Genomic DNA, 24,128 nt, shown 5'->3' on the forward strand with positions numbered 1-24,128 from the left:
TAAAAAATGAAAATTCTATTTGTAGTAACATCACATGATCAATTAGGCGATTCGGGCAAAAAAACAGGTTTTTGGGTCGAAGAATTTGCTGCTCCCTATTACAAGTTTGCCGATGCTGGTTATGAAGTAGTGGTAGCTACGCCTAAGGGCGGCCAGGCGCCTATAGATCCCAGCAGCGAAGCACCTTCGGCACAAACCGAAGCTACCCAACGGTATTACAACGATACCAAAGTGCAGGAGGTTATTGCCCACACCCACAAGCTTGCCGAAATGGAAGCATCAAACTTTAATGCGGTGTTTTATCCGGGTGGTCATGGTCCGCTCTGGGATTTAGCTAATGACCAGAATTCGGCAAAACTGATTTTAGACTTTTACAACAGCGGAAAATTAGTTGGTGCGGTGTGCCATGCGCCGGGTGCGTTTAAAAACGTAAAGTTTGAAAATGGAGAATCTTTTGTAAAAGGCAAAAACGTAACCGGTTTTTCAAATACAGAAGAGGATGCCGTAAAATTATCGGACATAGTACCCTTTTTAGTAGAAACTGAAATGAAAAATTTAGGTGCTAACTATAGCAAAGTGGCAGACTGGGGTATACACGTGGTAGAAGACGGCTTGTTGATCACCGGTCAAAATCCGGCATCGTCTGAAAGTGTTGCCGAAAAAATGATAGCCCGTTTAAAATAATTGTTCACTAAAGACTATAAAGATGAAAACCTTATATACTGCAGATGCAACTGCAACCGGAGGCCGCAATGGCCATGTAAAGAGTGATAACGGCGTATTAGACGTTCAGGTTAGAATGCCAAAAGCACTTGGTGGTGCCAATGACGATTACACCAACCCCGAGCAATTATTTGCGGCAGGTTATTCTGCCTGTTTTGATAGCGCCCTTAACCTGATTATAAAACAGGAAAAAATATTAACAGGAGATACTACCGTAACTGCAAAAGTAAGCATTGGGCAAAATGATGCAGGTGGTTTTGGCTTAGCTGTAGCATTGAATGTAAACATTAAGGAAATAGATTTGGATAAGGCTAATGAACTGGTAAACAAAGCCCACCGGGTATGTCCGTATTCTAACGCTACCCGTGGTAATGTTGAAGTGAAACTAGCTGTTACTAATAATTAAAAATTCACAGCGGGGCTTAAATAGCATTAAGCCCCGCTGTTATAAAACACTATCAAATGTCATTAATAGAAGATTTAAAGTGGAGATATGCCACTAAAAAATACGATTCAACTAAAAAAGTAAATCAGGAGGATATTGATAAAATAGTAGAAGCTGCACGTTTGGCACCTACTTCTTCGGGCTTGCAGCAGTTTCGTGTGTTGGTGGTTTCCAACCAGGAAATTAAAGAGAAGCTTGCGCCAAGCTCGCTTAACCCTGAGGTTATGGTAGACTGCTCTCACGTATTGGTTTTTGCCGCATGGGATAAGTATACCGCCGAACGGATAGATACTATCTATAATCGCATTACCGACGAAAGAAACCTGCCGCGCGGAAGATTTGATAGTTATACCGATAAGATAAAAAATCTTTATTTGAATGAAACTCCGGAGGAAAACTTTGAACATACGGCCCGCCAGTCGTACATTGGGTTTGCAATGGCCATTGCCGAAGCTGCCGAGCTTAAGATAGATAGTACGCCGGCAGAAGGATTCAACAATGCCTTAGTTGATGAACTGCTTGACCTCAAATCATTAGGACTGAAAAGTGTAACTTTATTATACTTGGGATACCGTGATGAAGCCGGAGATTGGTTAGCGTCAATGAAAAAAGTTCGTAATCCTGTTGAAGAATTTGTAATTGAATATAAGTAGTTGTTAATGGGCAACCCGGTAGGAGATAGGGTGTTTATGTCGATGCCTTTTTGCAAGGTGCTTATCCACGCTCTTGTGTATAGAACGCGGGTATTCATATCAAAGCTATACATAATTTTGTGTGTCTTGTTGACCCCAATACTTTTTACGGAAATAAAAGCTAGTTGACTAACGCTATTAACGCAGCAACATCAACCAATGATACCAAACTAAACGTGCTGAACAGCGGGAGGACATTGTTTAAAACAAGCTCTTTCAATGTGACAACGGCCGGCAAAAATGTTTACACATATTACCTTACAGACCTGAACCGTACTGCTAATGCTGCCGATATTTTCAAGAATGGTAAGTACTATAGTATTTCCATAAACCCACTATTTCTATAATTACTGACTTTTGGGTGGGTATTAATGCCGTCAACAGAAACAAAACTCATGAATAACTGGACTTGTCCAACTTGTAAATACATAATCAGTTTTGAAAGAATATCAAGAAGTACTTGGGTAAAAATATGGTTATGCTGGATACCTTTACAGAGGTTTATGTGCTACAGTTGTAAGCGTAGCTATTATGTGCTTAAAGGTAGATAATTTAAAACACTATCAGGTATGGGTGGTATAGTGGCTTAAATACTATTTTGCGTTATAATAGATATTTGGTTGTGAAATGTAATGTAAGAAGTGGTTGCGCAGCATGATGTCGACGAAAATTATGTTGTAAATCTCTTGGTTGTCATCTTTGCATTCGCCTTTTTGGTGTTATTTTTAATTACAATTAAAAAATTGCGCTATAACTATGCTCAACGAGTGTTCGTAACATTACCTCAAATGCTTCTCTAATCAATGCTTTATCGGGCCTTTGGCACGAAAAATTTGTGATCAGTAAATGATTACGCTGAGGCTTATAACAACTAATTATCGATGTAATTAGCATGCGTTTACAAGTACTTTCAGTTTTTGAAAAATGAATTTAGTAATTTGTTTATATCAAATTTATGTTAAAGCAACCTGTAAATCGGTTATTTGATAAATGCATCATTCCATCATCGCCGTTGTTCTTCCTTTTTTGGGAGAGGTACAACTGAGCGGTTACCTGCTGTTTGTTTTCTTTTTATGTGTCTTAGCCGTCATAGGATTTGAGTTTGTAAATGGCTTTCACGATACGGCAAACGCAGTGGCCACAGTAATATATACCAAAGCGCTTAAGCCGGTATACGCTATACCGTGGTCTGGTGCATTTAATTTTTTAGGCGTGTTTTTGGGTGGTGTTACTGTTGCAATGGGTATTCTTAAACTGGTACCCTTAGATAAGCTCATGACCTTGCCCGTTAGCGTAGGTGCCTGCCTGGTATTGGCAGTATTGTTAGCTTCCATTATCTGGAATTTGGGTACCTGGTATTTGGGCATCCCGTGTTCTAGTTCGCATACCATGATAGGGGCAATGATTGGCGCGGGTTTGGCCTTTACCTGGTATTATAACGGCCCGGGCGTAAACTGGGAAAAAGCTGAAGAAATCGGTTCATCGCTGGTGCTTTCTCCAATCATTGGTTTTGGGGCTGCCGCTTTACTGATGCTGTTTTTAAAACATGTTACCAAATCACATGCGCTGTTCCATATCCCATCCGGCGAAAATGATCGTCCGCCTATACACATCCGTTTACTGCTCATCACTACCTGTACGTTGGTCAGCTTTTTTCATGGTAGTAACGACGGGCAAAAAGGCGTAGGCCTGTTTATGCTTATCCTCATTGCTTTTATGCCGGCTCACTTTGCAGTTAATCATCATATTCCTAATGCAAAGGTTTTATCCGAATTGAATAGAACCGAGCAGGTGATCACTAACGCATTAAATTCCGGCACCGATCAAAAGAATGTTTTACTGCAGTTAAATAAGGCGCTCGATCAAACCCGAGCTTCGCTCAAAGCAAAAAGTGAAACTGATGTTGCTAAAACTTACAGCTACCGTAAACAGGTAGAAAGTGTAATTAAAGATATAAGGCTTGTCATTAAAAATGAGAAAATAAAGTTTTCGCAAAAAGACCGGGACGTACTAACCGGAGCATCGAACGAGTTGGAGCATGTGACAGACTTTGCGCCCATATGGGTAATTGCCATCATTTCGCTTTCGTTAGGCCTGGGCACGATGATAGGCTGGAAAAGAATTGTAGTGACCATAGGCGAGAAGATAGGTAATGAACACCTGAACTATGCACAAGGTGCCACCTCCGAAATTGTGGCGGCTTCGACCATTGGCCTGAGTACCGCCTTTGGCCTGCCGGTGAGCACCACACACGTACTATCCAGCGGTATAGCCGGTGCTATGGTTGCTTCGGGCGGCAAGGGTAACCTAAATAGCAAAACCCTTAAAAATATTGCCCTGGCTTGGGTATTAACGCTGCCCGTTGCCATCGTTTTAGCAGCATTGCTGTTTATGTTATTTCATTTGTTTATTTAATAATTATTGAAAGATGAAGCAAATACTTGTTGCCACCGATTTTTCGCCGAGCGCTGCAAACGCCATGGAATATGCCATGAAACTGGCCGTGCTGCTACAGTTGGAAGTATGTGCCATTCATGCCATCCATCCTACCGAAGGCATAAACAACAGTACTTACAACGCTATTTTTATTGAAGATTACTACCGAAATAAAAGGGAAGCACTGAAAGGCTGGGTCGCCGTTTACAAAGATACCGATGAGTTTAAAAAAGTAAAGGTGACCACACTTTGCGATGTTGGCTTTCTCAAAACAGTTATTACCAAACATATTAGCAATCATACAACAGAGTTGCTGGTAATGGGCATAACCGGATCAACAGGCATCAGTGGCATTGTGGGCAGTAATGCCAGCATGATGGTAACTAAGGTAAAGACGCCGACACTCATTATTCCTTTAGAAAGTAAGTTTCCGGAGAAACCAACCATAACCTTGGCTACCAATTATGGAACTAAATTATCTTCTAAAGATGTAACTGCTCTTAACGAAATGATTAAAGCCTTTAATTCGGAGCGAATGCAAGTATTGTACGTAGAGGAAACATCGGATGCCATACATATTCAAACCGGCGAAGACAGAATAAAAGAGCTGATACCGAATGCCACTCTTAATTTTAATTACTTAAAAGACAGTAGCCCCCTCAGCGGCATAATAGATTTCGTTGATAAAACCGAAACAGATATTTTGTGCCTTGTAAAACATCATCACAATATTATTTACCGGCTGTTTAACCGCAGCACTATAAACCAGATCATGAACCTTACGGTGAAGGCTATTCTCGTTTTACATGAATAATAATTCAATTTATTTAGGCTAATTTATCAGTGAACAATAATGCAAATTATTACAACGAATAATATCTGCTGGAGCATTTAAGTATTAAAAAACATTAATCAAGTAGAAACAGATTTTTAGAATCTCAGCACTTATTTAAATTGTAATGAAATGGATTTAAACATTGTTACACTGGAAATAACAGACCATATTTCGCATTTTGATTATTTCGAACGCCTTATCTCAAAGAGATCGGATTATAATGGTGCACTTTATGAGGATATAAATAACATCAGCAACAAGTATAAGGAACATCTTGCCGAGCACTTTGCCAAAATAGATTTCTACGATGCAGAAGAACAACTATTACCATTGTTCGAAATAAGTGTCTTAATTATGCATCAGATTGCAGTTATAAAAGCAAAAGATATACATACTTTAATCGAGGTTTTAGAAAAAGATGTTAAGAAAATAAAGAAGCTTTACAAAGCTATAGGTAAATCATAATGGATAATCACACGGCCCTTTAATGATTAGTATCTTGAAGAGCAAACACACCTTCCTGGCATTAGCCTTTTCCTGTGTCAACACGGCTTTATGGGCACAAAACTTAACTGCTAACCGGATGCATAGCCACAACAATTACAAGCAAAATACTCCTTTTCCACAAGATTATTATGCCGGCGCAGGGTCAATTTAGGCTAATTTTTTTTGTTAAACGGCAAGCTATACGTGGCGCATGAACGTAAAGAAATTTTGGAAGAACGTACCCTCGCAAATCTATATTTAAAGCCGCTGGTTGCTATGTTTAATAAAAATAATCAAAGCGAAAAAAGTTACATCAATAGTACAGTCAGAGATGTAGGGTTAGAATATCAATACATTATTCGTTATGTGTGGTAAAAGCGGTGATCAAAAAAATCATCTCGATCTACGATATCAATTATCCATACTGGCTATGCAAAGGCAAGCAGGTGATGATATAGTTCCGCTTAAGATGTAAGTCAACCAGTTGCCCGATTCCTAATGTTAACGAAAATTTAAGAAAGGGTGATGATAAAAACGAATTGTCATTATTCCGGTTTAAAGGTTGAGACAATAACGAACAGTTCTTCTGTCGTAATTTGAGCGGGCTTGAGGAACTGTGTTGCTATTTGTTGATCGGATATGGTGATTTGAAACTGTGGTTGTTTTGACCTATACAGAACCGTCGTTAAACACATGATCTTTATAGTCACCAATATAGTAATCATAGCCCGCCATTCTGATCAAGATTTCAACAATCGCATAAACGACAAGCTATAATTATCCATAGCCGCAAAGTTACACCATTGTTAAGAATTGTTTTATAAATGATATAGTAACAGCAATTCTTACCTGATGCTCTTGTTGCAAAAAGCCATCAACTAGTGCGCAAATAATTAATCCTTACGCCTTTTAAGAGTTAAATCAACTCATAAGCCTTTGTTAAACTCGCTAAAAGGCTTTCAATGTGAATCGGTTTTGACAGGTAATCGTTCATTCCTACACTCATGCATTCCTCTTTATCTTCGGGCATGGCGTTAGCCGTCATGGCAATAATAACAGGTTGCCTGGTATCGCTGCTTCTAATCACTTGTGTTGCTTCGAGGCCATCCATCTCGGGCATTTGAATGTCCATCAGTATCACATCAAATGGACGGAGTTCTATTAAAGACAAGACCTCAAGGCCATTGTTTGCCAGCATGGGCTCGTAACCCAGCTTATTCAATATTCTTATAATAAGCTTTTGATTGATCATATTGTCTTCTGCAATCAATATGCGTAAGGGCTTATGTTCTCCCAACTCTCGGTTTAACTGCCCCTGGGCGGGCGGGCTGCATGGAATAGCTATCTCGCTTTGCTGAAAAGCCGACTGCATTACTTTACATAACTGCTGTTGTTTAACCGGCTTGGTAAGTACAGATGTGAATAGGTTGGGGAATTTATATTTGGCATCATCTCCGATAGAACTGAGTAGAATAACAGGTGCATGGACATCCTTGCTTCTAATCACCTCGGTTAGCTGAACACCATCCATATCTGGCATCTGCATATCGGTTAGTATAAGATCGAAGCGCCGGGCTTCGAGTAAATTAATTGCTTCACGGGCAGAGGCAGCCATTACTGGGTGCAGTTTCCATTGTTCCAATTGCAGTTGTAGTATCCTGCGGTTGGTTTCATTGTCATCCACCACTAATACTCTTTTGCCATCCTGTCCGCTCATGGTGGAAGCCTGAAAAGTTATGGTTGGCAAGGTGCTTACTTCCGTCCGTATGGTAAAGTAAAAAGTTGTGCCTTTACCGAGCGCGCTTTCAACAATGATTGTACCGTTCATCAATTGGACCAGGCGTTCGCTTATGGCCAAACCCAAACCGCTGCCGCCGTATTGACGTGTGGTGGAAGAGTCGACCTGTGAAAAAGCTTTAAATAATTTTGATAATTTTTCCCTGGGAATGCCAATACCGGTGTCCTTGATCTCAAAAGTGAGTTCCAAATTCTTTCCAGACTGGTTGGATAGGCTTATGCCTAAATAAACCTCTCCCTGGCCGGTAAACTTAATGGCATTACCCACGAGATTAATTAATACTTGTTTCAGCCGCATGCTGTCTCCCTTTTGTTGCAAGGGAAGGCCATGGTCTATCTGGTAGATGAGATCAATTCCTGTTTGCGCCGCTTTGCCCGCAAACACATCCATCACTTCTTCAATAACTTGACGTAAATTGAAATCGTGCGGGTCCAACTCTAGTTTTCCCGATTCTATTTTCAAAAAATCAAGTATATCGTTAATTACACCAAGCAGGGTTTCGCCGCTGCATTTAATAGTCTCTACATATTCAGCTTGCTCTGTGTTTAAAATTGTTTCATGCAGCAGGCACGCCATACCCAAAACACCGTTCATAGGAGTACGTATCTCATGGCTCATGGTAGCCAGAAACACGCTTTTGGCCCGGTTCGCTTTCTCAGCTTCTTCACGTGCTAAGTGTTCCTGTTCTTTTTGTGAATGTAGCTCTTCGTTAAGGGCCTGCATTTCTTCAGATTGTGCTTGCAATTCCTCATTCAGGTCCTGTAATTCGTCTTTGTGCTTACTTAGGTTGCTGATATAAGCTGTAAGCGTGTTTTTTAATAGGCTGAAGTCGTTATTCAACTTTTCAATTTCAATGCTGTTTGGCCGGAAACTTTTTTCTTTGGACAAATGCCGGATTGTACTAAAATCAGAATTAATAAACGCTGACATACGTTTATTAAGTTCCTTAATATCATAAGTCAGGTAACGTGTTAAAAAAGAGCTTAAAGCGGTAATTCCCAAAAGCAATAAGGCAGAAACGCCGATAAGAAGATAATTGAACCGCAATTGCAGCCGACGTGTTTCCCCGGCAACTCTGTTCTCAGTGAAGGTATACTGCTTTTCAAACTGGTTAATGTAATATTGTGTTCGTGGCGCTACACCCTTTGTTTGATTAACCCCTAACATATTAGTGTGTTTAACAAATTGCTCAAAATATTCTTTATAACTTTTTAACGCATGGTAGCTTTTGCTGTTTTTGGGTATTTGCTCAAGAAGGGATTGGCTTTGCGTAAGAAAAAGACTTACGTATTCGGGCTTTCCTCTAAGCATATAGTCTTTTTCGTGGCGGCGTAGTTGTAACACTGTGCTTGTAGATATAGAACTTGAGTCTTCCATCCAATGTGCTTGTCTCCTCATCCTGCCCTCAAGACCATGGTCTTCGAAGCCTTTGATAAGATAACCTGCCTTCAACTCCCGGCCCAAGGCCCGGGTTCGATTGCTTAAACTGATCAGGCTATCTAAAGGCTCGTCAAGTTGGAGATGATTTTGAATTGCTTGCTGCTTTAAACTGATAAGTTGCTGTTTGATGTTAAATTGAAGAGACAAAAATTGGTCAATATCCTTTTGATTGCCGGTTCGGTAAAATTCGGCTCCATGAAAACCTGAAATCATGAAGTTTTGGAGTGAAGTATTGCTCTTTAAAAACTGCGTTTGTATCTTTGAAAGATCCGAAGAAAATAGCCTTAATTTTACTTGCTGATTGTTGATTATCAGGTAAGTGATTATCCAAGTTAGGACGACGAGCAGTAGAGAAAAGAAACTTAAAAGGAGTCTGGCCTTGAAAGATTTAAGGAATGGGATGTTTAGATAGTTCACAGGCAATTTTACGCAACAATAATCCTGTGGTTGTTAACACAACATTAAGCTTTGTTTAAAATGCCAGGGTTTAATTAAAGCGATAATCTAGAAAATCGCTCGAATCCATAAAGAATGAAGTCTGGCATAGCTTCCTGTCCTACGCATCCAAATTATTATCCCGGAGAGCCCGTGATAAAGAGCATAGAATTTTTTGAAATAAGACGGTGTAAAATAGGGGGCTAATTGTGGTTGCAAGGTTTAATCGGTTATTAACATCGCCGCCTTGCAGCAGGCGCTTAAGGTGATTTTTGATTAGCTGCCAATTTAAGTACAATTTGCTAATGATTAGGTAACCTGCTGTTATTTTTTATTTAAGTTGTAAAGTCGATATTTACCTGCATTATTACGTATGCAGGTATTGATCATAAATAAATTAAACTTAAAACAGCATGGCTAACCGCCGTAAATTTTTGCAATCGGGTATTGTAAGCCTGGCCGGTATAAGCTTATTGCCGGCCGTAAATGCATTTGCCGATAGCTCTAATACTTCAACATCGTCTCAAAAATTCAAGTTGCGCTTTGCCCTGGCATCCGACGGGCACTATGGGCAGTCCGATACCGATTTTGATGGCTTTTACCTTAATCTTATCAGTTGGTTAAGCAAGGAGCATCAGCAAAACCACCTGGACTTTGTGATCATTAACGGCGACCTGGTACATGACCGGCCAGACCTGTTAAGTAAGGTAAAACAAACCTACCTGGATAAGCTCCCGGTTAAATACCATACGCTGCCAGGTAATCATGATTTTGCCGATGCAAAACTTTGGAAAAACGTATTTGGCTATGAAGATAATTACACCCTGGAGTTCAGCGACATTGGTTTTGTTTTAGCTAACACGGCTGATACGAAAGGTAAATATGTATGTCCCAACAATAGTTTCTTGAAGGAGTCTTTTGAAAAGTTTAGATCTAAACGCATGGTATTTGTGGTACTACATATACCACCACATCAATGGCTGCCCGAGGAAGAAAAGATATTTGTAAACTGCCGGGAAACCGTTGAACTATTGCACGCTTATCCTAATATCAAAGCCTGTTTTCATGGACATGACCATTCGCTGGACGGCGTACGTTATACAGGTAAATTACCTCATTTTTTCGATTCGCACTTTGGTGGTAACTGGGGTACCGATTATAAAGGATACCGTATCGTAGAAGTTAGTGATGACGATCAGATTTTTACTTACCAGGTTAATGCAAGCCAAAACCCAAGGTTAAACGCCAGCAAAATCTGACAGCCTATGGCAAAAAAGATTCTATATGCCATTCAAGGCACGGGTAACGGGCACTTAAGCCGCGCTATGGATATTGTGCCTTTACTAAAATTGAAAGGAGAGGTAGATGTTTTGGTAAGCGGCAAGCAAGGCGATTTGAAGCTGCCTTTTGATGTTAAATACCGTTGCCATGGCATGGGCTTTGTGTTTGGCAAAAGCGGAGGGGTTGATTTTTGGAAGAGCTTTCAAAAGGCTGATACTAGGAAATTTATCAAAGAGATTAACCAGCTGCCGGTAAATAATTATGATTTAATTGTTTCAGATTTTGAACCGGTATCGGCCTGGGCCTGCCATTTTGCCGACAAACCCTGCATAGGGTTAAGCCATCAGGTAGCAGTGCTTAACAACCAAGTGCCCAAGCCCGACACTACCGATCTGCTTGGCAAAATGATATTAAAGCAGTATGCACCGGTTACGGCTCAGTATGGCTTTCATTTTAAAGCATTTGGCCACAATATTTTCACACCCGTAGTAAGGCAGGAGGTACGCGAACAACCAATCGGGGAAAAAGGCCACTACACCGTATACCTGCCGGCTTATGATGATGAGCGTTTGATCAGGAAATTGGTTAAATTTAAGCATATAGAATGGCAGGTGTTCTCCAAGCATAATAAAAAGCCGGTAGACTATAAAAATATAGCCATAGAGCCGATTAGTAATCAGGCGTTCATTAAAAGTATGGCCTCGGCGCAAGGGGTGTTGTGTGGTGCCGGTTTTGAAACCCCGGCCGAAGCTTTGTTCATGAAAAAGAAATTATTGGTGATACCTATGAAAAACCAATATGAACAGCAGCTAAATGCCGCAGCGCTTAAAGCGATGGGGATGCCGGTAATTAGGAGCTTAAAAACCAAACACGAAAGCACCATACAGCAATGGCTGGATAGCGGAAAGATCATAGAGGTACACTACCCCAATCAAACGGAGGAGATACTGGAATTGATCATAAAAGAACATGCTCATTAAAAGATGTTATAATTAATTTATAACCCACGCCGTTCCACTATAATTTCGTGTTAGCTATTTACCAAAGCATCAATTTTTAGGCGATGCACTTTTCAATCATTAGTCTCCTTAATTCAACTCCCTGAAAATCAGTTAAAAGTTTCGACTTCTGTCCGCTTCCTTTGTTATATCTTCAATTTTGCGAGAGCTTTACTTCTAAACTTTAAAAATTCGATAATATAGGTTTGCTTCCAGGTTCGAGTCCTGTTCGATTTGATCTTATAAAAAGTGAAAGCAATACTGCATAAAGGTTTTCACTTAATCTAAACCTAAGAATGCATCTTTGTGCTCCTTTGCAAAATTGAGAAAGGAACGGGGTTGATGATTGGTCAGTCGGAAAACTTCTTCATTAAGGTCTTGATCATGATTCTTGGCAACCACTTCTGCATATTGTTCAACGAGACCATTCGCTAACCATCGAGATGCTCCAGTGACCCGCAATAAAACGCGAAAGAACAATGAAGGTAAATTTACATAGCGAACTTTCTTGCCTGTGGCATCTGCTATTTGCGAAGCGATCTCCTTCATGTCTAACGTTTCAGGGCCATTGAGATAGTAGGTAGCTCGTTTGTGATGATTTTCTGTTAAAACATGGTAAGCAACCCTACCTATATCCTGCGCATCAATATAACCCACAAGCCCACTGCCGCCAACCTGGGGTAAAAAGCCTTTAGAGATAGGTTTAGTCATGGTCAAAAAGTTTTGCATAAACGCAGTTGGTTTGAGTATGGTCCAGGCTATACCAGATGCACGAAGGTGGTGATCAATATGCGCATGAGTCTTAGCCCATGGCACTGATGACCTCAAATTCGCATCTGACGCAGAAACTTTAACGATGTAAGCTATTTGTTCTTGTTTCGCCACGTCAATGGCATTCATTTCACATTTAAGTTGATTCTTAGTGGGTGGACTGACCAAAAATAGACAAGTACAGCCTTTCATAGCCGATCTCAAACTTTCCGGATCTTCAAATTTACCTAGAACGGCTTCTATACCTTGTTTACGGAAGTTTTCTAATTGATCTTCTTTTCGGCACATAGCACGAAATGGCTTGTTATTTTCAGCTAATAATTGACATAGCTTTTGCCCAATAACACTGGTTGCTCCGGTTACTAAAATCATAATTCTATAGTTTTATTGATGTGTTAATTTTTTTATCTGATGTATGCCTCAGGTACTAAGGCTCGTATAGACATACCTCACTATTATTTAAAATAAAAATGACTAACAGTCACTATTCAATAAAAAATTTAGCTTTTCATTCCAGCCACCAAAATTTCCGAATAAAGTTTAAGCAATTCTTCTCGTTGAAGCTTCTCAATTTCCTCGATAAACACCTTTTTTGCTTCTATAAAATTCATCAAACCCATACAGCTTCCCCAAATCATATAAGTACAGTAGGAAGGGTCTAAATCTTTTTTAATTAAGCCTGCCGACTGGCATCGTATCAGATGTTCAGTAAAATATTTCTTCAACTCCAAACTTATACTTAAATAGCCCTGAATGTTACTGTGGAAGTCAGGTCTTTCCATGTAAATAAATAGCTCAAAATATTTTGGATACTTTAAGTAGTATTTATAAAATGCCAAGATTAATGCCTGTAAAGCTTCCAACGGCTCGTTTTCTTTTTCCACCGCTGCTTTAAAGTAGTCAAGCAAAATCTTAAGTGCTTTAACACTCATCTCCGCAAGCACATCATCCTTACTTTTATAATACTTATAGATCGTACCCTTGGCAACACCCAAATGAGCAACTACCTTATCGATCGTAAAATTCTGAGCACCAGCATTTGTCAACACATGATCTGCTGCATCAATAATTTGTTGCTCTCTGTGTAATTTGGGAAGATGTTTAGTTTTTATACCCATTAAGTGACTAATAGTCATTATAGGACATCTTTAATTAGAATTTGTTTTTTAGTTTTAAAAAAATGGTTTTTCTGGCTTATCGCTTCCAAAAAGCAATATAAAGTGCGGAGAGCTAGGGACGACAATCGAACACCTTATGCCGTTATTGATGTTTTTAGACGGTTTGAAGATATAGTGTATGAAGTTGATTATTAATTGTTTGCATAATATTTAGTATGCTGCAATTTATTGAATTTCAAAATGTACAGGGTGTTCGAATTATTGAATTAATTCACTTTAGGTGTGTATTAGGCATTTAAGTGGAGCGAAAATCTGACAATAATTTCCCCTATCGAACACCCTAATCTCCGTTGATGCAATGTGTAGATAAATAACGCAAGACATAAATAATTTGTGGGTTAGACATTCCGGCTTTATTGACCTTGCTATTCTTTGCGAATTTGACTAATAAGTTATGATGACAGATATTAATTTTTTAATTTCCAAACCACCAAGTTAGCATAGTCATAGTTTAACGGAACGCTATAACTCTCTTCTGGAACACTTTGATTATAATTTTTTAGATAGGGAGGGAGAAGAGTGAACGGGAACTGATGTAGGAATGATATCTTCATTTACTGTATGTTAAGTTACCTTGTTATCAAGTACTTTACGAGCCAGGCAAGAGATTTTATGACTCTAAATCGTCAATTAGATTTACGATTTTTTCTCAAAATCCAAAGAAGTTTTACTAAATAACCTTCTGATTAACAGAGAAATGGTCGACCCCGTTTCCGTAATGAGAAAAAAAAATGCTTTAAAAGCTTACCGCATTAAAAATGATCAAATGTTCTGTCGCCCATTCAATCTGACCGGCCAAAGTTTCAAGTTTTTGACGCAGTGCGTCTTCCACTTTATATTGAGGAAGAAGTAACATTTTAGGATATCGAGTATCTTCACGCGGAAAGGTTCGGGGTGATTCGCCAATGATTTGACTGCCGTTGTATTTCCTAAAAATAGATCTGTATAACCTTCCAACATAAAGCTTAATTAATTAAAATCGAAAAGCGCTCGCCGCACGGGATGTAAGTTAGGTGCAATTGCAATTTATTTGATAACCTTTACATCAAATGTTTATTATGTTGTTTTAGACTATGCCTGAACGTGCTTGATAAATTAAATACTAAACAGGTATTCATCAACTACGATGAATACCGGCTTACATTTGAGGAAAGGTATTGCATTAGCCAATCATTCCGTCGCCCATATAGCCTAAAATGTGACCGTCTTCTGCACTTACACGTATCAATTTGCCGGTTTTGTTAAATACCAGCTGGAGGCCGTGTTCTATCTCCCAATCACATTCGCAGCTCAGTAGAATATATAACTGGTGCTCTTCGTACGGTTCGCGGCTTACATAAAGCTTATTGTAGCGCACGTAATTCCAGATCTCTTTCGGGTCTTTAATGTTCCATAGCAGCTCATCTTCTTCGTTATAGCCTATCATCTCTAAATACTCCATACAGTTTTTGTATACGTGTTCCGATGCAGCTAAACGATCGACTTCGCTGAGTGCCATAAATTTACTAATAGCTTCATCCGCTTCAGCGGTAAATGCTTCATCTTCGGCCGGGTTAAGGTCGAGATATATAAACTCTAGTTCCTGCCCGTCCAAATACGGGATAACTACCGGCGCCGACTCCCACCAGTCCTCGAACTGTTTGCTTTGGTTAAGGGCGCCTATAACAGCCGATTCCACTTCGGTAGCGGTAATAGGCTTAAGTTTGAAGGTATTCACCGCATTTTCCAAACGCTCAAACGCCGCCATTTTAGCGGCTTCATCAATCGGCGTGAAACTGTTCAGTTGTTGTTGGAGTTCCCACATATTGGTTTTACGGGTCATCTCACGAGCCTTTATGGTAAATACCGGCTTGCCTGTGTTCTCATCAACTTCTACGTCCACCCCCGTGTAGTCTAATCCTAAAGGCAAGTTAAAATACAGATAGCTGGTGGCATCATAATAAGCCATGCACATGCGGTAGGTGTTCAATTGATGATTAGGATCATCCGGATTACAATTTAACGAAGGGTGATACCGGCGTATTATTACCAGCACATTGCTTTCCTTATCGGTACCTGCCAGCGGGTTTTGCAATGCGTATGCTTTGATACGTTCCTTTTTATTTAAAAGAATATCGTTATTTGGTTTTTCCAATTCCCATCCGTTCATTATATTTTTTTTAAAGTATTATTTAGATAGTGCGCAATGCAATTGTTGAAATATAACATATTGATAATAATTGATTATTTGCCTTTTTAAGCTAAATAAGACACCATCGTAGCGTAATAGTATTTACGAATTTAGAGAAAAATTCAAAATAAATTTAAGGTAATATATCACACAAAAGCAGGCTGTCTTTGGTTAGCTTATCGTTAAAAATTCGATTTTTAGGGCTCATTTTTATGATTAAAGTATATAAATTAAGTGAAGATCAATTATCATCTGCAGCAATTCGAATCATTAAAGCGGCTGTTAAGTTAATGGTAATTGTTTTGGTTTTGGTTAACGGATATTTTCTTGGATGCCTCCATCTTAGTTGGAAATATGCCCTTATTGGTAGTGCAGTATGCGTACCGGCATTCGGCTTGGCAATACTGATTGGATATGGGTTGCTCAAACAAAGTTATAAGCATTACAGAATTGTATTGGATGATGATGGTGTAGAATTTTACATGCCTCCTAACGATAAAAAAATAAAATGGGAAAATTTGTCAAAGCACCTAATAAGTAATGGCACAATTGAACTTCACGATACGACCAAGTCAGCATTTTTCCGTTGGTTAACGGGTGAAGGTAATATCCAAATTATTCCGGAACTGGAGAATTTTGATGACCTGTGCACGACTATTGACATTTATATCAATAAATTCAGCGTATAATTCGACATCGCGTAGTCATCAAAATGGTAAACTATAAAATACATATTACATAACAATATTTACCCATTTGCCTGGCCACTTTATTACTTACAGCCTATTAATATTGAAAGAATGCATAATTTAATCAACCTCAGCTTAAGTTAGTATCACAACCATCCGCAGTCAAGGATGATGATTTAGTAGTTCAACTGATAATAAATCTTGATGAGGCGAAGCGCAAGGTGTGCAGGTGGAAAAAGACAGTAATGGATAAAGATATTTACAAATCTATATAGAAACTCCTATCACAGCTAAGGACCCTAATTATTAAGTTAAGGTACCGGAGATTACGGCGACAACCTGGCGATTATTTATATTTTGCATTCCATAAAAACTAGCAGATCAGTTTTTTACGACGATATGCACGACATGCTAATTCCGTTTAATCAATGGCGACAGCAAATGCCGCCAGACAAGCGTTAATCCGATAATAAAAAAGATTAATTTAGTAATATCACTTAAGCTTGTGGAACATTAGGGAATTTATCTTCTATTCCATATTCCTGAGCAAGATCCAGCAAATAGTAACCGTAAATAGTGGCTTGACTTATATTGACCACAACTACTATAAAACGATGTTCGCTATCTGTTGGTAGTAAAACATGGTCATAAGTTGCATTACCATTCCTGTAAACGCATGCTATCAATTCATTTTGAAAAACATAAGGCGAAACAACTCTATTTTGCACTAGTAAGTTAACATATGGCCATATATCAACCACCGGTTGCGCCGTAGCCGTCACAACCAGCATAGGGCTATTGAAAGTAGTATCATATTCTTGGTTGCTGAGCAGACGAATCATTTATCATCAACGCTCACAAACCACATTGGTTTTAATGGTTGGGTTGAGATACATAGCAAACAACTGTAATTATTCAGGCAAACTGTAAGCGCAATATCTGTCTTCACTAACAATTTGCAGCTGCAATCGTCATATTCTTTTTGTCGTCTCCGTACTGGCCTGGTAAGTTAAATGGCTTTCTCACAATTTAAACCACTCAGATCGGGCACTTTTCATTTACAATTCAGTGGCTCACTTCCAGTCCTCTCACGCCAGTTAAAGCGCTAATAAACCGTTAAAATGGTATTTATAGTATATAAGGCTACCAAAAGGCCAGAGCCGTTGTAAATACGTTGTCATTAAGGGTACTATGGAAGGCATTGATAATTGTCTCTAAATTAAGAATAAAATTATTAGCCGGATTAAATTATCAACAATGGACAACCTTGCAAAATCAATGGTAAAACGGTCTATGGCGCTTCGGGAAAAAGGAAATATTGGCGTATGCAGCAGATGCTGAACTGTGATAAAGAAACTTCAATGATCAAGTCATATCCTTCGTACTTTAGCTTTGTAGTTCTTACCGTTTACCGGTCAATTACCGAATGCTCATTAATAGCTTTCATGGTTGAATTATTCAGTTTTCAGATAATCTATAATCAGACTTACCCAAGCACGCGGTTTCAATTGTTATTAGTGATCCCTAAATGGTTTTTTAATGCAACTGCTATAGATAGCGCAAATTTATAATATTCAGGTCCTGGGTTTCGCCATGCAAATTCACCATTGGCTTCAAGCATTACCACTTCTCCATATGTCTGCTGCAAATGTATATCCTCCGGCAGAACCGTATATATATTACCCGCCTGATCTACTTTAGCTAAATAGGTTGTATCGTCTAGTAAAAAAGATATGTTAAAGTTTGCCATAATAAATTATTGAGCAAGCAATTTATTCCAAAATTTTGAAATCAAGAGGTTTTTGCGTTAAGAAATCGTTATGATTATAATTCCGGATAGGTAAGAGTCCGATCTGGCTCAACTTGCACCATCTTTTAACAACCGTTTTATTGACCTTGCGTATACTGTGCCATTAAAAACTATTTACCTCTTTATGCTACAGCTTTTTTAAAACATTCCTGATTTAATTTGTTTCACTATACGTCATTTGTTACTATTATTTTTATTAACGGGCATTAAAGCTTATCAATCATAATTATCCTCATGAGCAAATTACCTGAATTTTCGTGTTGTAAATATTACCTATTGTTTTGCTTAGGATTCGTCACTTTAAGCTCATGCGATCATTCGAAGCAGGGTACAAAGCAGCACCCGCCAGCCGTAACGACCGATTGAATCTGTAAAAGCCTGCCCGACTAATTGCAGGTCCGTGTTGCGTAAAAGCTCCACACGGGCCGAAACCAGCGGCTGCTTGGTATCCGCAGCTAATACTTTTCCGCTGATCCTCGTTTGTATGTTTTGCGGTTGGCTATTGGTTTCGATGAGAATATTTTGATCTAACTGCCTGAAGCTGAAGCCTCGATTATGCAGCAATTCAAAAAGTGTCCGTTCAATGGTACGCCGGGCAGGTGGCAGGTTCAATTTATCTAACTTATCCACCTCTGCCTTACGGTAAAAGAAGCGCAGGGTAGTTTGCTGTTCAATTTGTTTAAGCGCGGTCGTTAATTCCTGCTGGTTCAGGCTTACGGTTACTTTTTCAACAGTCATATCCTGACCATGTGTTGGCACTGCCAGCAGTAGCTGCAAGGTGGCAATGAGCAAGGCGGTGATGAGGATACTGACGCGCATGAATTGTAAAAAAAATAATTGGTATTGCTGTGATTTAGTAAAACCGGAGGCATAATACCATCCCGGTTCCTGCTTTTGTGCAGAAAAATTCATAATTTTAAAAGTTTTAAGTGATTGCCAAAATGATTTAAAACATTCCCGGTTAGCCGGGTCGCCTGCGGGCCGGTTGCAGCCGGCTTGCAGGTTTTTGTTTTATGAAGCTTTCTCCGCGTGGCAGAAAAAGCCTGAGGTGTTCTTGTTTTTCCTTTCTATAAGCTAATTGAATTAATTGCAGCCCTTCCCATCTATGCTGATGCTGCCATCTGGGTGATGGTCATAATGCGCATTATTAAATGCGCAGATCACTTTTAATACTTGGTCTATATTTTTGCCGCTTAATGCACTGCCCGAAAAGCGGCATGCTCTTATTTTATCGTTATTGAAAGTGATCTTTACATTAAACCGTTCTAAAAGTATCTTTGCCGCTTCCTGGAAAGTGATATCCTCAAAACGCAGCTCGGCAGATTGCCAGGCAATAACCCGGCTTGCATCCACCGAGGATTGTACATGTAAATTAGTATGCTTGTTATAACTGATCTGCTGGTTAGGGATAATCAAACCTAACAGGCGCTTGTCCTCGCTGACACTTACTTTACCACGGGTAACCGTAACAATAATCAGCCGATCATTTTTAATTGCTTTAATATCGAATGCGGTGCCCAGCACTATGGTTATCAAACTACCTGTATGTACAATAAACGCTTTGCTGGCATCATGCTTAATATTAAAATAAGCTTCGCCTGTTAAAAACACTTCACGTGTGGTACCATTAAACTTTTTAGGGTACTTCAACTCCGAGCCGGCGTTTAGCCAAATCTTACTGCCGTCACTTAATACCACTTCCTTTTTTTGATTATCAGCGGTTTGCATAGTGGTTAGTTGAATAGGATTACGCCAGTTTTGCAGCGCGGCACGTTGCCAAAATAAGCTAAAGCAAATTATTAGCATTGCCGCACCTGCCGCAATCCGCCACAAAGTCCGGCGCGGATGTATATGGATTATCGGGGTGTTTTTTCCAATGGTTGATTCTACGTCGGCAAATACCTGGCCCAGCCATTGCTTGCGTCCTGCTATATCCATGCGTTCCCATTGGTTGTCGGGGTTTTCATGGTTTGCTAACCAGTTTTCGACCCGCAGGTTTTCTGCTGCAGAAGTTGCCCCCCGGGCGTAGCGCTCTAATAAAATGGAAATATCCTGACGGCTCATACCTGTTGATTTTAACAGTTGTCGGTTGAGGGCCGGCAGAGTACCAAGAAAAGTGAACTATTTTACTTATTCAGCCAATCCATCATTAAAGCCAGGATGCCTAAACCGGCAATTGCCTGTCGTAAGTGCTTTAAAGCAATGCTTAGCTGGTTTTTTACGGTTTGTTCGGAAAGGTTAAGCTGCTGGGCTATTTCCGTAACAGACAGGTATTCATTACGGCTTAGCTGGTAGATCAGTTTTGTTTTGGCGGGTAATTGCTCCAGCGATTGATCAACTAATTGTTGCAATTCTTTTGCGTCTAATTGTTGTTCAACACCATTGGCTTGCGGTTCTGCCAAGGCCTGCAGCAAAACATCGTATTCTTGGCGAGTAACGTTACGCCTGATCTTATCAATGATCTTATAGCGGATAGCTGCAAAAAGAAAAGATCTTAAATTATCATTTACCGTAAGTGTGAACCTGTCTTCCCATAGTTTAACAAACAGGTCGTGCAAAACATCGCGGGCATCATCCAGATCGTAAAGTTTCGAAGCTGCAAAACCAGCAAGGCTTTCGGCATAGCGTTTATAAATCTCGCTAAATGCCATGCGATCACCATTCTTTAAAGAATGAACTAATTCCTGATCGCTGAGTTGGTTTATCGCCGACATCTATATTTAGCGAAGATATGCTTTAAAGACAATTTGGCAATTAGTATCACACGTTTTAGGCTAAACCAAATTGATAAACCAATCACTAATCAGTGGGTATATTAGTTAAACCCATTACTGGGTAAAATTGGGCGTATTCGGTTTGGTTGCCGGCGGAATAAGCATCATGTCAAACTTCTGAATCTAGGATCGCATGGCTGACGATAGCTTGATCCTACCAGACCAACTGTCCTATTTTAATTTACTCAGATTTATGAAGCTCCGGGAATATTGATTGGTATATTTTAACAGGTTAGCATCCTCCGGATCAAGCAGGTCAAAAAGCTTGCCCCGCGCGTCAATTCGATACCTGGCAAAAGAAATTACAGAAAAGATTTTAGTCCGATTAAACTGAGAAAGCTCGTAGATCAGATTACCCAGCTCTTGAAACCCGCTTGATCTAGTTCCCCTGGCTATGTGTACAGAACCTATTTTGACAAAGACTTTAAGTAGCGCATCTTTTGCTTCGGCTATTTTATAGTTGTCTGCAAAATTGGTTTTCATGTTTTCTACTCTTGGATACCAGTTATTTTTGATTTCCTGCTCATATATCTTCTATGATGCTATCTGTTCAGCTATGATTGACCTTGCCCGAGCATTAGTTGCTGCAATTTCAAAAAAAGATTTGATGGCTTCTGAACGAAGTAAACTGCCCGGCAGGTTATATGACTTACGGACCCTGTCTTTTTGGTATTCGGTCACAGCAAATTGATAGGCTTTTTTATAACTTTCACTTATTGCGGGTGTCTTTTTTGACATGCTGTAAAGTTCATCCAAAATATAAAGGGCTGAGTTATAATTTTCGAAATCCAGGCCCCAAAGCTGAATGCCATTGTCTAACGCTCTGTTGGCAAACTGTTCTTCTTCCTTTCCCTGAAAAAAACCAAACGGAACACCATTGAGGGAAGGATAACAAATGGTGTTAAAAGCGGTTAAAGATTCCTTTTTACGGTGTATGAAAGTCAGTTTCCCCGCAGTAACAGTTCCAATTTCAAGCACTAAATATTTATAATTTTTATTTGCTAAGTAAGGCATAAGCACTATATAATGCACTTTAAGCATAAATTTTAAAAGACTTACGTATCCCCTTCTTCTGAGTGTCTTGTCCTGATATAGCTTGTCACAATCTTAAAATCGTATTAGGACAGAAGCTTTCCACATGTCAGAACCAATTATCTGATGAAGTCATTATCAACAAAAAAGTATCGTGCACATATCCTCCCTTTATTTACGACGCTTTTCGATCAGAACTCATTATAGCATCCACATTTCCAGGATATTCTTCCGTAATCGCACTAACTTTATTTAGAACGGACAGCTCTTGGGATGAGAACTTGATATCTAATGCCTTTAAATTATCTGTCAGTTGGCTGATTTTGGTGGCTCCGATAATGATTGAGGTAACCACGGGCTGATGCAGTAACCATGCTAAGGATAATTGAGCAAATGAACTGTTCTTTTCTTCAACCATTGGCTTCATTGCTTCAAAAATAGCTTGCAGGCGGTCGTGGTTTATAAACTGCTGTTTAAAATTATCAATTCTACCGGTTCCTTTTTCTTTAGCATCTTTTTGATACTTGCCAGTTAGCCATCCGCTTGCTAGCGGGCTCCACACTAGCAAACCTACATTTTGATCTCTTAGAAGCGGAACCATTTCACGTTCTAATTCCCGGCCGACAATGGAATAATTTGCCTGCAACGACGCAAACCTTTCCAGCTTATTATATTGTGAGTGGGCCAATGTTTTCATGAGGTTCCAGGCAGTCATATTACTGGCCCCTGTATAGCGCACCTTGCCGCTCTTGACCAGGACATCCAATGTTTCAAGAGTTTCCCCCACAGGGGTTAATGGGTCAGCACTATGGATCTGATACAGGTCTATATAATCTGTTTTCAGTCGTATTAAACTTGCTTCCACTTGCTGAATAATGTGTTTTCGGGAAAGGCCCCGATCATTAACACCGTTGCCCATACCACCTCTCACTTTCGTTGCAATCACCAGATCATCTCTGTTGATTGACAGGTTTTTGACGGCCTGTCCGATCATTTCCTCAGATAGTCCTTCTGAATATACATTGGCCGTATCAATGAAATTAATACCGTGTTCCAGGGCCACCTTAAATTGTTCGTCTACTGCCGCTTGGTCTAAAGTTCCCATAACCTTGAAAAAACCTTTGCCACCATAGTTCATGGTGCCCAAACCGATCACAGATACCTTTAAACCCGTGCTACCTAATATTTTATAGTTCATGTTTATTAATTGAAAGATTGCCTGAACTCCAGCGGAGACATACTGGTTTTATTTTTAAACAGTTTATTAAAGGATTGCGGAAACTCAAATCCTAACCTGAATGCGATTTCGCTAACAGACAAGTCGGTATTAGCCAAGATATCCTTTGCTTTTTCGATGAGTTTATTGTGGATGTGCTGCTGCGTATTCTGCCCGGTTGTTGCGCGCAGCATATCACTCAAATAGCTTGCAGATACGTTGAGTCCTTCAGCTAAATTGTTAACTGTTATTAAGCCCGTCGCTGAACTCTCTTCAAAATGATCTGCTAACTTTTTCTCAAACTTTGCAAGCAGGTCATTATTTGCCATTTTTCTGGTTACGAATTGCCTGTTATAAAACCTGTTGCAGTAATTCAATAGCAGATCCAGGTTTGATACGATGACATCTGCGCTAAAATTGTCAATCCTGGATTCGTATTCATTTTGAATATTCCGTACTAAACTCTCAATCAGTTTTTCCTCTTCGTCGGAGAGGTGCAGTGCCTCATTAACATCATAAGCAAAGAAGCCGTAGTTTTTGATGGACTTACCTAAGGGATAATTTCGGATCAGGTCCGGATGAAACATCAGTGACCAGCCATCATTATCTCTTTCATCCCCCTGATCAACAGCGATAATCTGGCCGGGAGCGGAAAAAGTCATTGTTCCATTATCAAAGTCGTAGTAATTGCGGCCATATCTTAATTGTCCCTGAAAACTTCTTTTAATGGAAATATTATAGAAGTTAAGCAACATGCGATGAATACCGCCTGCGGAGGCAGGTGGCTCATGAGCATGATTGATCAAGGTGATAAGCGGATTCTTTGGCGCGGGCAAAGATAGTAACCGGTGCACTTCTGAAACGGAATTGATGTTTTTGATGGGCAAATCTTGCTTACTCATGATTATAATTAATATAA

Annotated in this window: 24 protein-coding genes; 11 read left to right on the forward strand and 13 right to left on the reverse strand. The window is 39.6% G+C overall.

Going from position 1 to position 24,128, the window contains the following annotated elements; all coding sequences use genetic code 11:
• Window positions 1-6 precede the first annotated feature (6 nt).
• The 7 genes from IEV61_RS14830 to IEV61_RS20850 all read left to right on the forward strand — a co-directional run bounded on the left by IEV61_RS14830 (window position 7) and on the right by IEV61_RS20850 (window position 5,992).
• Window positions 7-684, forward strand: coding sequence for a type 1 glutamine amidotransferase domain-containing protein (locus IEV61_RS14830; protein ID WP_188417814.1), 678 nt, complete (start codon window positions 7-9; stop codon window positions 682-684).
• Between the two features lie 22 nt (window positions 685-706).
• Window positions 707-1,129, forward strand: coding sequence for an organic hydroperoxide resistance protein (locus IEV61_RS14835; protein WP_188417815.1), 423 nt, complete (start codon window positions 707-709; stop codon window positions 1,127-1,129).
• A 56-nt stretch (window positions 1,130-1,185) separates the two neighbouring features.
• Window positions 1,186-1,821: a nitroreductase family protein gene (locus tag IEV61_RS14840; RefSeq protein WP_188417816.1), complete on the forward strand. Its 636-nt coding sequence runs from the start codon at window positions 1,186-1,188 to the stop codon at window positions 1,819-1,821.
• A gap of 1,029 nt (window positions 1,822-2,850) precedes the next feature.
• On the forward strand, window positions 2,851-4,275 hold the full coding sequence (locus IEV61_RS14845; RefSeq protein WP_188417817.1) for an inorganic phosphate transporter: 1,425 nt from the start codon (window positions 2,851-2,853) through the stop codon (window positions 4,273-4,275).
• 13 nt (window positions 4,276-4,288) lie between these two features.
• Entirely contained in the window at window positions 4,289-5,110 is an 822-nt protein-coding gene (locus IEV61_RS14850) for a universal stress protein (RefSeq protein ID WP_188417818.1), read from the forward strand.
• A 150-nt stretch (window positions 5,111-5,260) separates the two neighbouring features.
• Window positions 5,261-5,596 carry a hypothetical protein gene (locus IEV61_RS14855; protein ID WP_188417819.1) on the forward strand — a complete coding sequence of 112 codons (336 nt, stop codon included), beginning with the start codon at window positions 5,261-5,263 and terminating at the stop codon, window positions 5,594-5,596.
• A gap of 204 nt (window positions 5,597-5,800) precedes the next feature.
• On the forward strand, window positions 5,801-5,992 hold the full coding sequence (locus IEV61_RS20850; protein WP_507762838.1) for a hypothetical protein: 192 nt from the start codon (window positions 5,801-5,803) through the stop codon (window positions 5,990-5,992).
• 541 nt (window positions 5,993-6,533) lie between these two features.
• Here IEV61_RS20850 and IEV61_RS14860 read toward each other — a convergent pair.
• On the reverse strand, window positions 6,534-9,068 hold the full coding sequence (locus IEV61_RS14860) for a response regulator (protein WP_188417820.1): 2,535 nt from the start codon (window positions 9,066-9,068) through the stop codon (window positions 6,534-6,536).
• 635 nt (window positions 9,069-9,703) lie between these two features.
• Between IEV61_RS14860 and IEV61_RS14865 the strand changes: the two genes are divergently transcribed.
• Window positions 9,704-10,549, forward strand: coding sequence for a metallophosphoesterase family protein (locus IEV61_RS14865; RefSeq protein WP_188417821.1), 846 nt, complete (start codon window positions 9,704-9,706; stop codon window positions 10,547-10,549).
• A 6-nt stretch (window positions 10,550-10,555) separates the two neighbouring features.
• Window positions 10,556-11,551 carry a glycosyltransferase family protein gene (locus IEV61_RS14870; RefSeq protein WP_188417822.1) on the forward strand — a complete coding sequence of 332 codons (996 nt, stop codon included), beginning with the start codon at window positions 10,556-10,558 and terminating at the stop codon, window positions 11,549-11,551.
• Window positions 11,552-11,848: 297 nt separating this feature from the next.
• Here IEV61_RS14870 and IEV61_RS14875 read toward each other — a convergent pair whose 3' ends face one another.
• From IEV61_RS14875 to IEV61_RS14885, 3 genes are all read right to left on the reverse strand, one after another.
• On the reverse strand, window positions 11,849-12,712 hold the full coding sequence (locus tag IEV61_RS14875; protein WP_188417823.1) for an SDR family oxidoreductase: 864 nt from the start codon (window positions 12,710-12,712) through the stop codon (window positions 11,849-11,851).
• Window positions 12,713-12,840: 128 nt separating this feature from the next.
• A complete protein-coding gene (locus IEV61_RS14880; RefSeq protein ID WP_188417824.1) occupies window positions 12,841-13,476 on the reverse strand; it encodes a TetR/AcrR family transcriptional regulator in 636 nt (211 codons plus the stop codon).
• Window positions 13,477-14,680: 1,204 nt separating this feature from the next.
• Window positions 14,681-15,667 carry a DUF6985 domain-containing protein gene (locus IEV61_RS14885; protein WP_188417825.1) on the reverse strand — a complete coding sequence of 329 codons (987 nt, stop codon included), beginning with the start codon at window positions 15,665-15,667 and terminating at the stop codon, window positions 14,681-14,683.
• A 233-nt stretch (window positions 15,668-15,900) separates the two neighbouring features.
• On the opposite strand from IEV61_RS14885, the gene IEV61_RS14890 reads away from it, so the two are divergent.
• Window positions 15,901-16,377 carry a hypothetical protein gene (locus tag IEV61_RS14890; RefSeq protein ID WP_188417826.1) on the forward strand — a complete coding sequence of 159 codons (477 nt, stop codon included), beginning with the start codon at window positions 15,901-15,903 and terminating at the stop codon, window positions 16,375-16,377.
• A 497-nt stretch (window positions 16,378-16,874) separates the two neighbouring features.
• Here the strand turns inward: IEV61_RS14890 and IEV61_RS14895 are convergent, their stop codons facing one another.
• The gene (locus tag IEV61_RS14895; RefSeq protein WP_188417827.1) at window positions 16,875-17,219 is read right to left on the reverse strand and encodes a hypothetical protein; all 345 of its coding nucleotides are present in this window, start codon (window positions 17,217-17,219) and stop codon (window positions 16,875-16,877) included.
• Window positions 17,220-17,627: 408 nt separating this feature from the next.
• Here IEV61_RS14895 and IEV61_RS20855 point away from each other — a divergent pair, with 408 nt between their 5' ends.
• Window positions 17,628-17,948 carry a hypothetical protein gene (locus IEV61_RS20855; RefSeq protein ID WP_507762839.1) on the forward strand — a complete coding sequence of 107 codons (321 nt, stop codon included), beginning with the start codon at window positions 17,628-17,630 and terminating at the stop codon, window positions 17,946-17,948.
• On the opposite strand, the gene IEV61_RS14900 is transcribed toward IEV61_RS20855, so the two are convergent.
• The 8 genes from IEV61_RS14900 to IEV61_RS14935 all read right to left on the reverse strand — a co-directional run bounded on the left by IEV61_RS14900 (window position 17,882) and on the right by IEV61_RS14935 (window position 24,111).
• Entirely contained in the window at window positions 17,882-18,127 is a 246-nt protein-coding gene (locus IEV61_RS14900; protein ID WP_188417828.1) for a hypothetical protein, read from the reverse strand. The genes IEV61_RS20855 and IEV61_RS14900 overlap by 67 nt on opposite strands.
• A 366-nt stretch (window positions 18,128-18,493) precedes the next feature.
• Window positions 18,494-19,099, reverse strand: a complete 606-nt coding sequence (locus tag IEV61_RS14905; RefSeq protein WP_188417829.1) for a hypothetical protein — start codon at window positions 19,097-19,099, stop codon at window positions 18,494-18,496.
• A gap of 171 nt (window positions 19,100-19,270) precedes the next feature.
• Entirely contained in the window at window positions 19,271-20,251 is a 981-nt protein-coding gene (locus IEV61_RS14910; protein WP_188417830.1) for a FecR family protein, read from the reverse strand.
• Between the two features lie 62 nt (window positions 20,252-20,313).
• Window positions 20,314-20,901 (reverse strand): RNA polymerase sigma factor, encoded by a 588-nt coding sequence (locus tag IEV61_RS14915; RefSeq protein WP_188417831.1) that lies wholly within the window; start codon window positions 20,899-20,901, stop codon window positions 20,314-20,316.
• Window positions 20,902-21,132: 231 nt separating this feature from the next.
• On the reverse strand, window positions 21,133-21,444 hold the full coding sequence (locus IEV61_RS14920; protein WP_188417832.1) for a hypothetical protein: 312 nt from the start codon (window positions 21,442-21,444) through the stop codon (window positions 21,133-21,135).
• 51 nt (window positions 21,445-21,495) lie between these two features.
• Complete coding sequence (locus IEV61_RS14925) at window positions 21,496-22,002, reverse strand: hypothetical protein (RefSeq protein WP_188417833.1); 507 nt, start codon at window positions 22,000-22,002, stop codon at window positions 21,496-21,498.
• A 166-nt stretch (window positions 22,003-22,168) separates the two neighbouring features.
• Window positions 22,169-23,191, reverse strand: coding sequence for an aldo/keto reductase (locus IEV61_RS14930; RefSeq protein WP_188417834.1), 1,023 nt, complete (start codon window positions 23,189-23,191; stop codon window positions 22,169-22,171).
• A 5-nt stretch (window positions 23,192-23,196) separates the two neighbouring features.
• Complete coding sequence (locus IEV61_RS14935; protein WP_188417835.1) at window positions 23,197-24,111, reverse strand: helix-turn-helix domain-containing protein; 915 nt, start codon at window positions 24,109-24,111, stop codon at window positions 23,197-23,199.
• Window positions 24,112-24,128: the final 17 nt, after the last annotated feature.

Source organism: Mucilaginibacter galii, from assembly GCF_014635825.1.
GTDB classification, from domain to species: domain Bacteria; phylum Bacteroidota; class Bacteroidia; order Sphingobacteriales; family Sphingobacteriaceae; genus Mucilaginibacter; species Mucilaginibacter galii.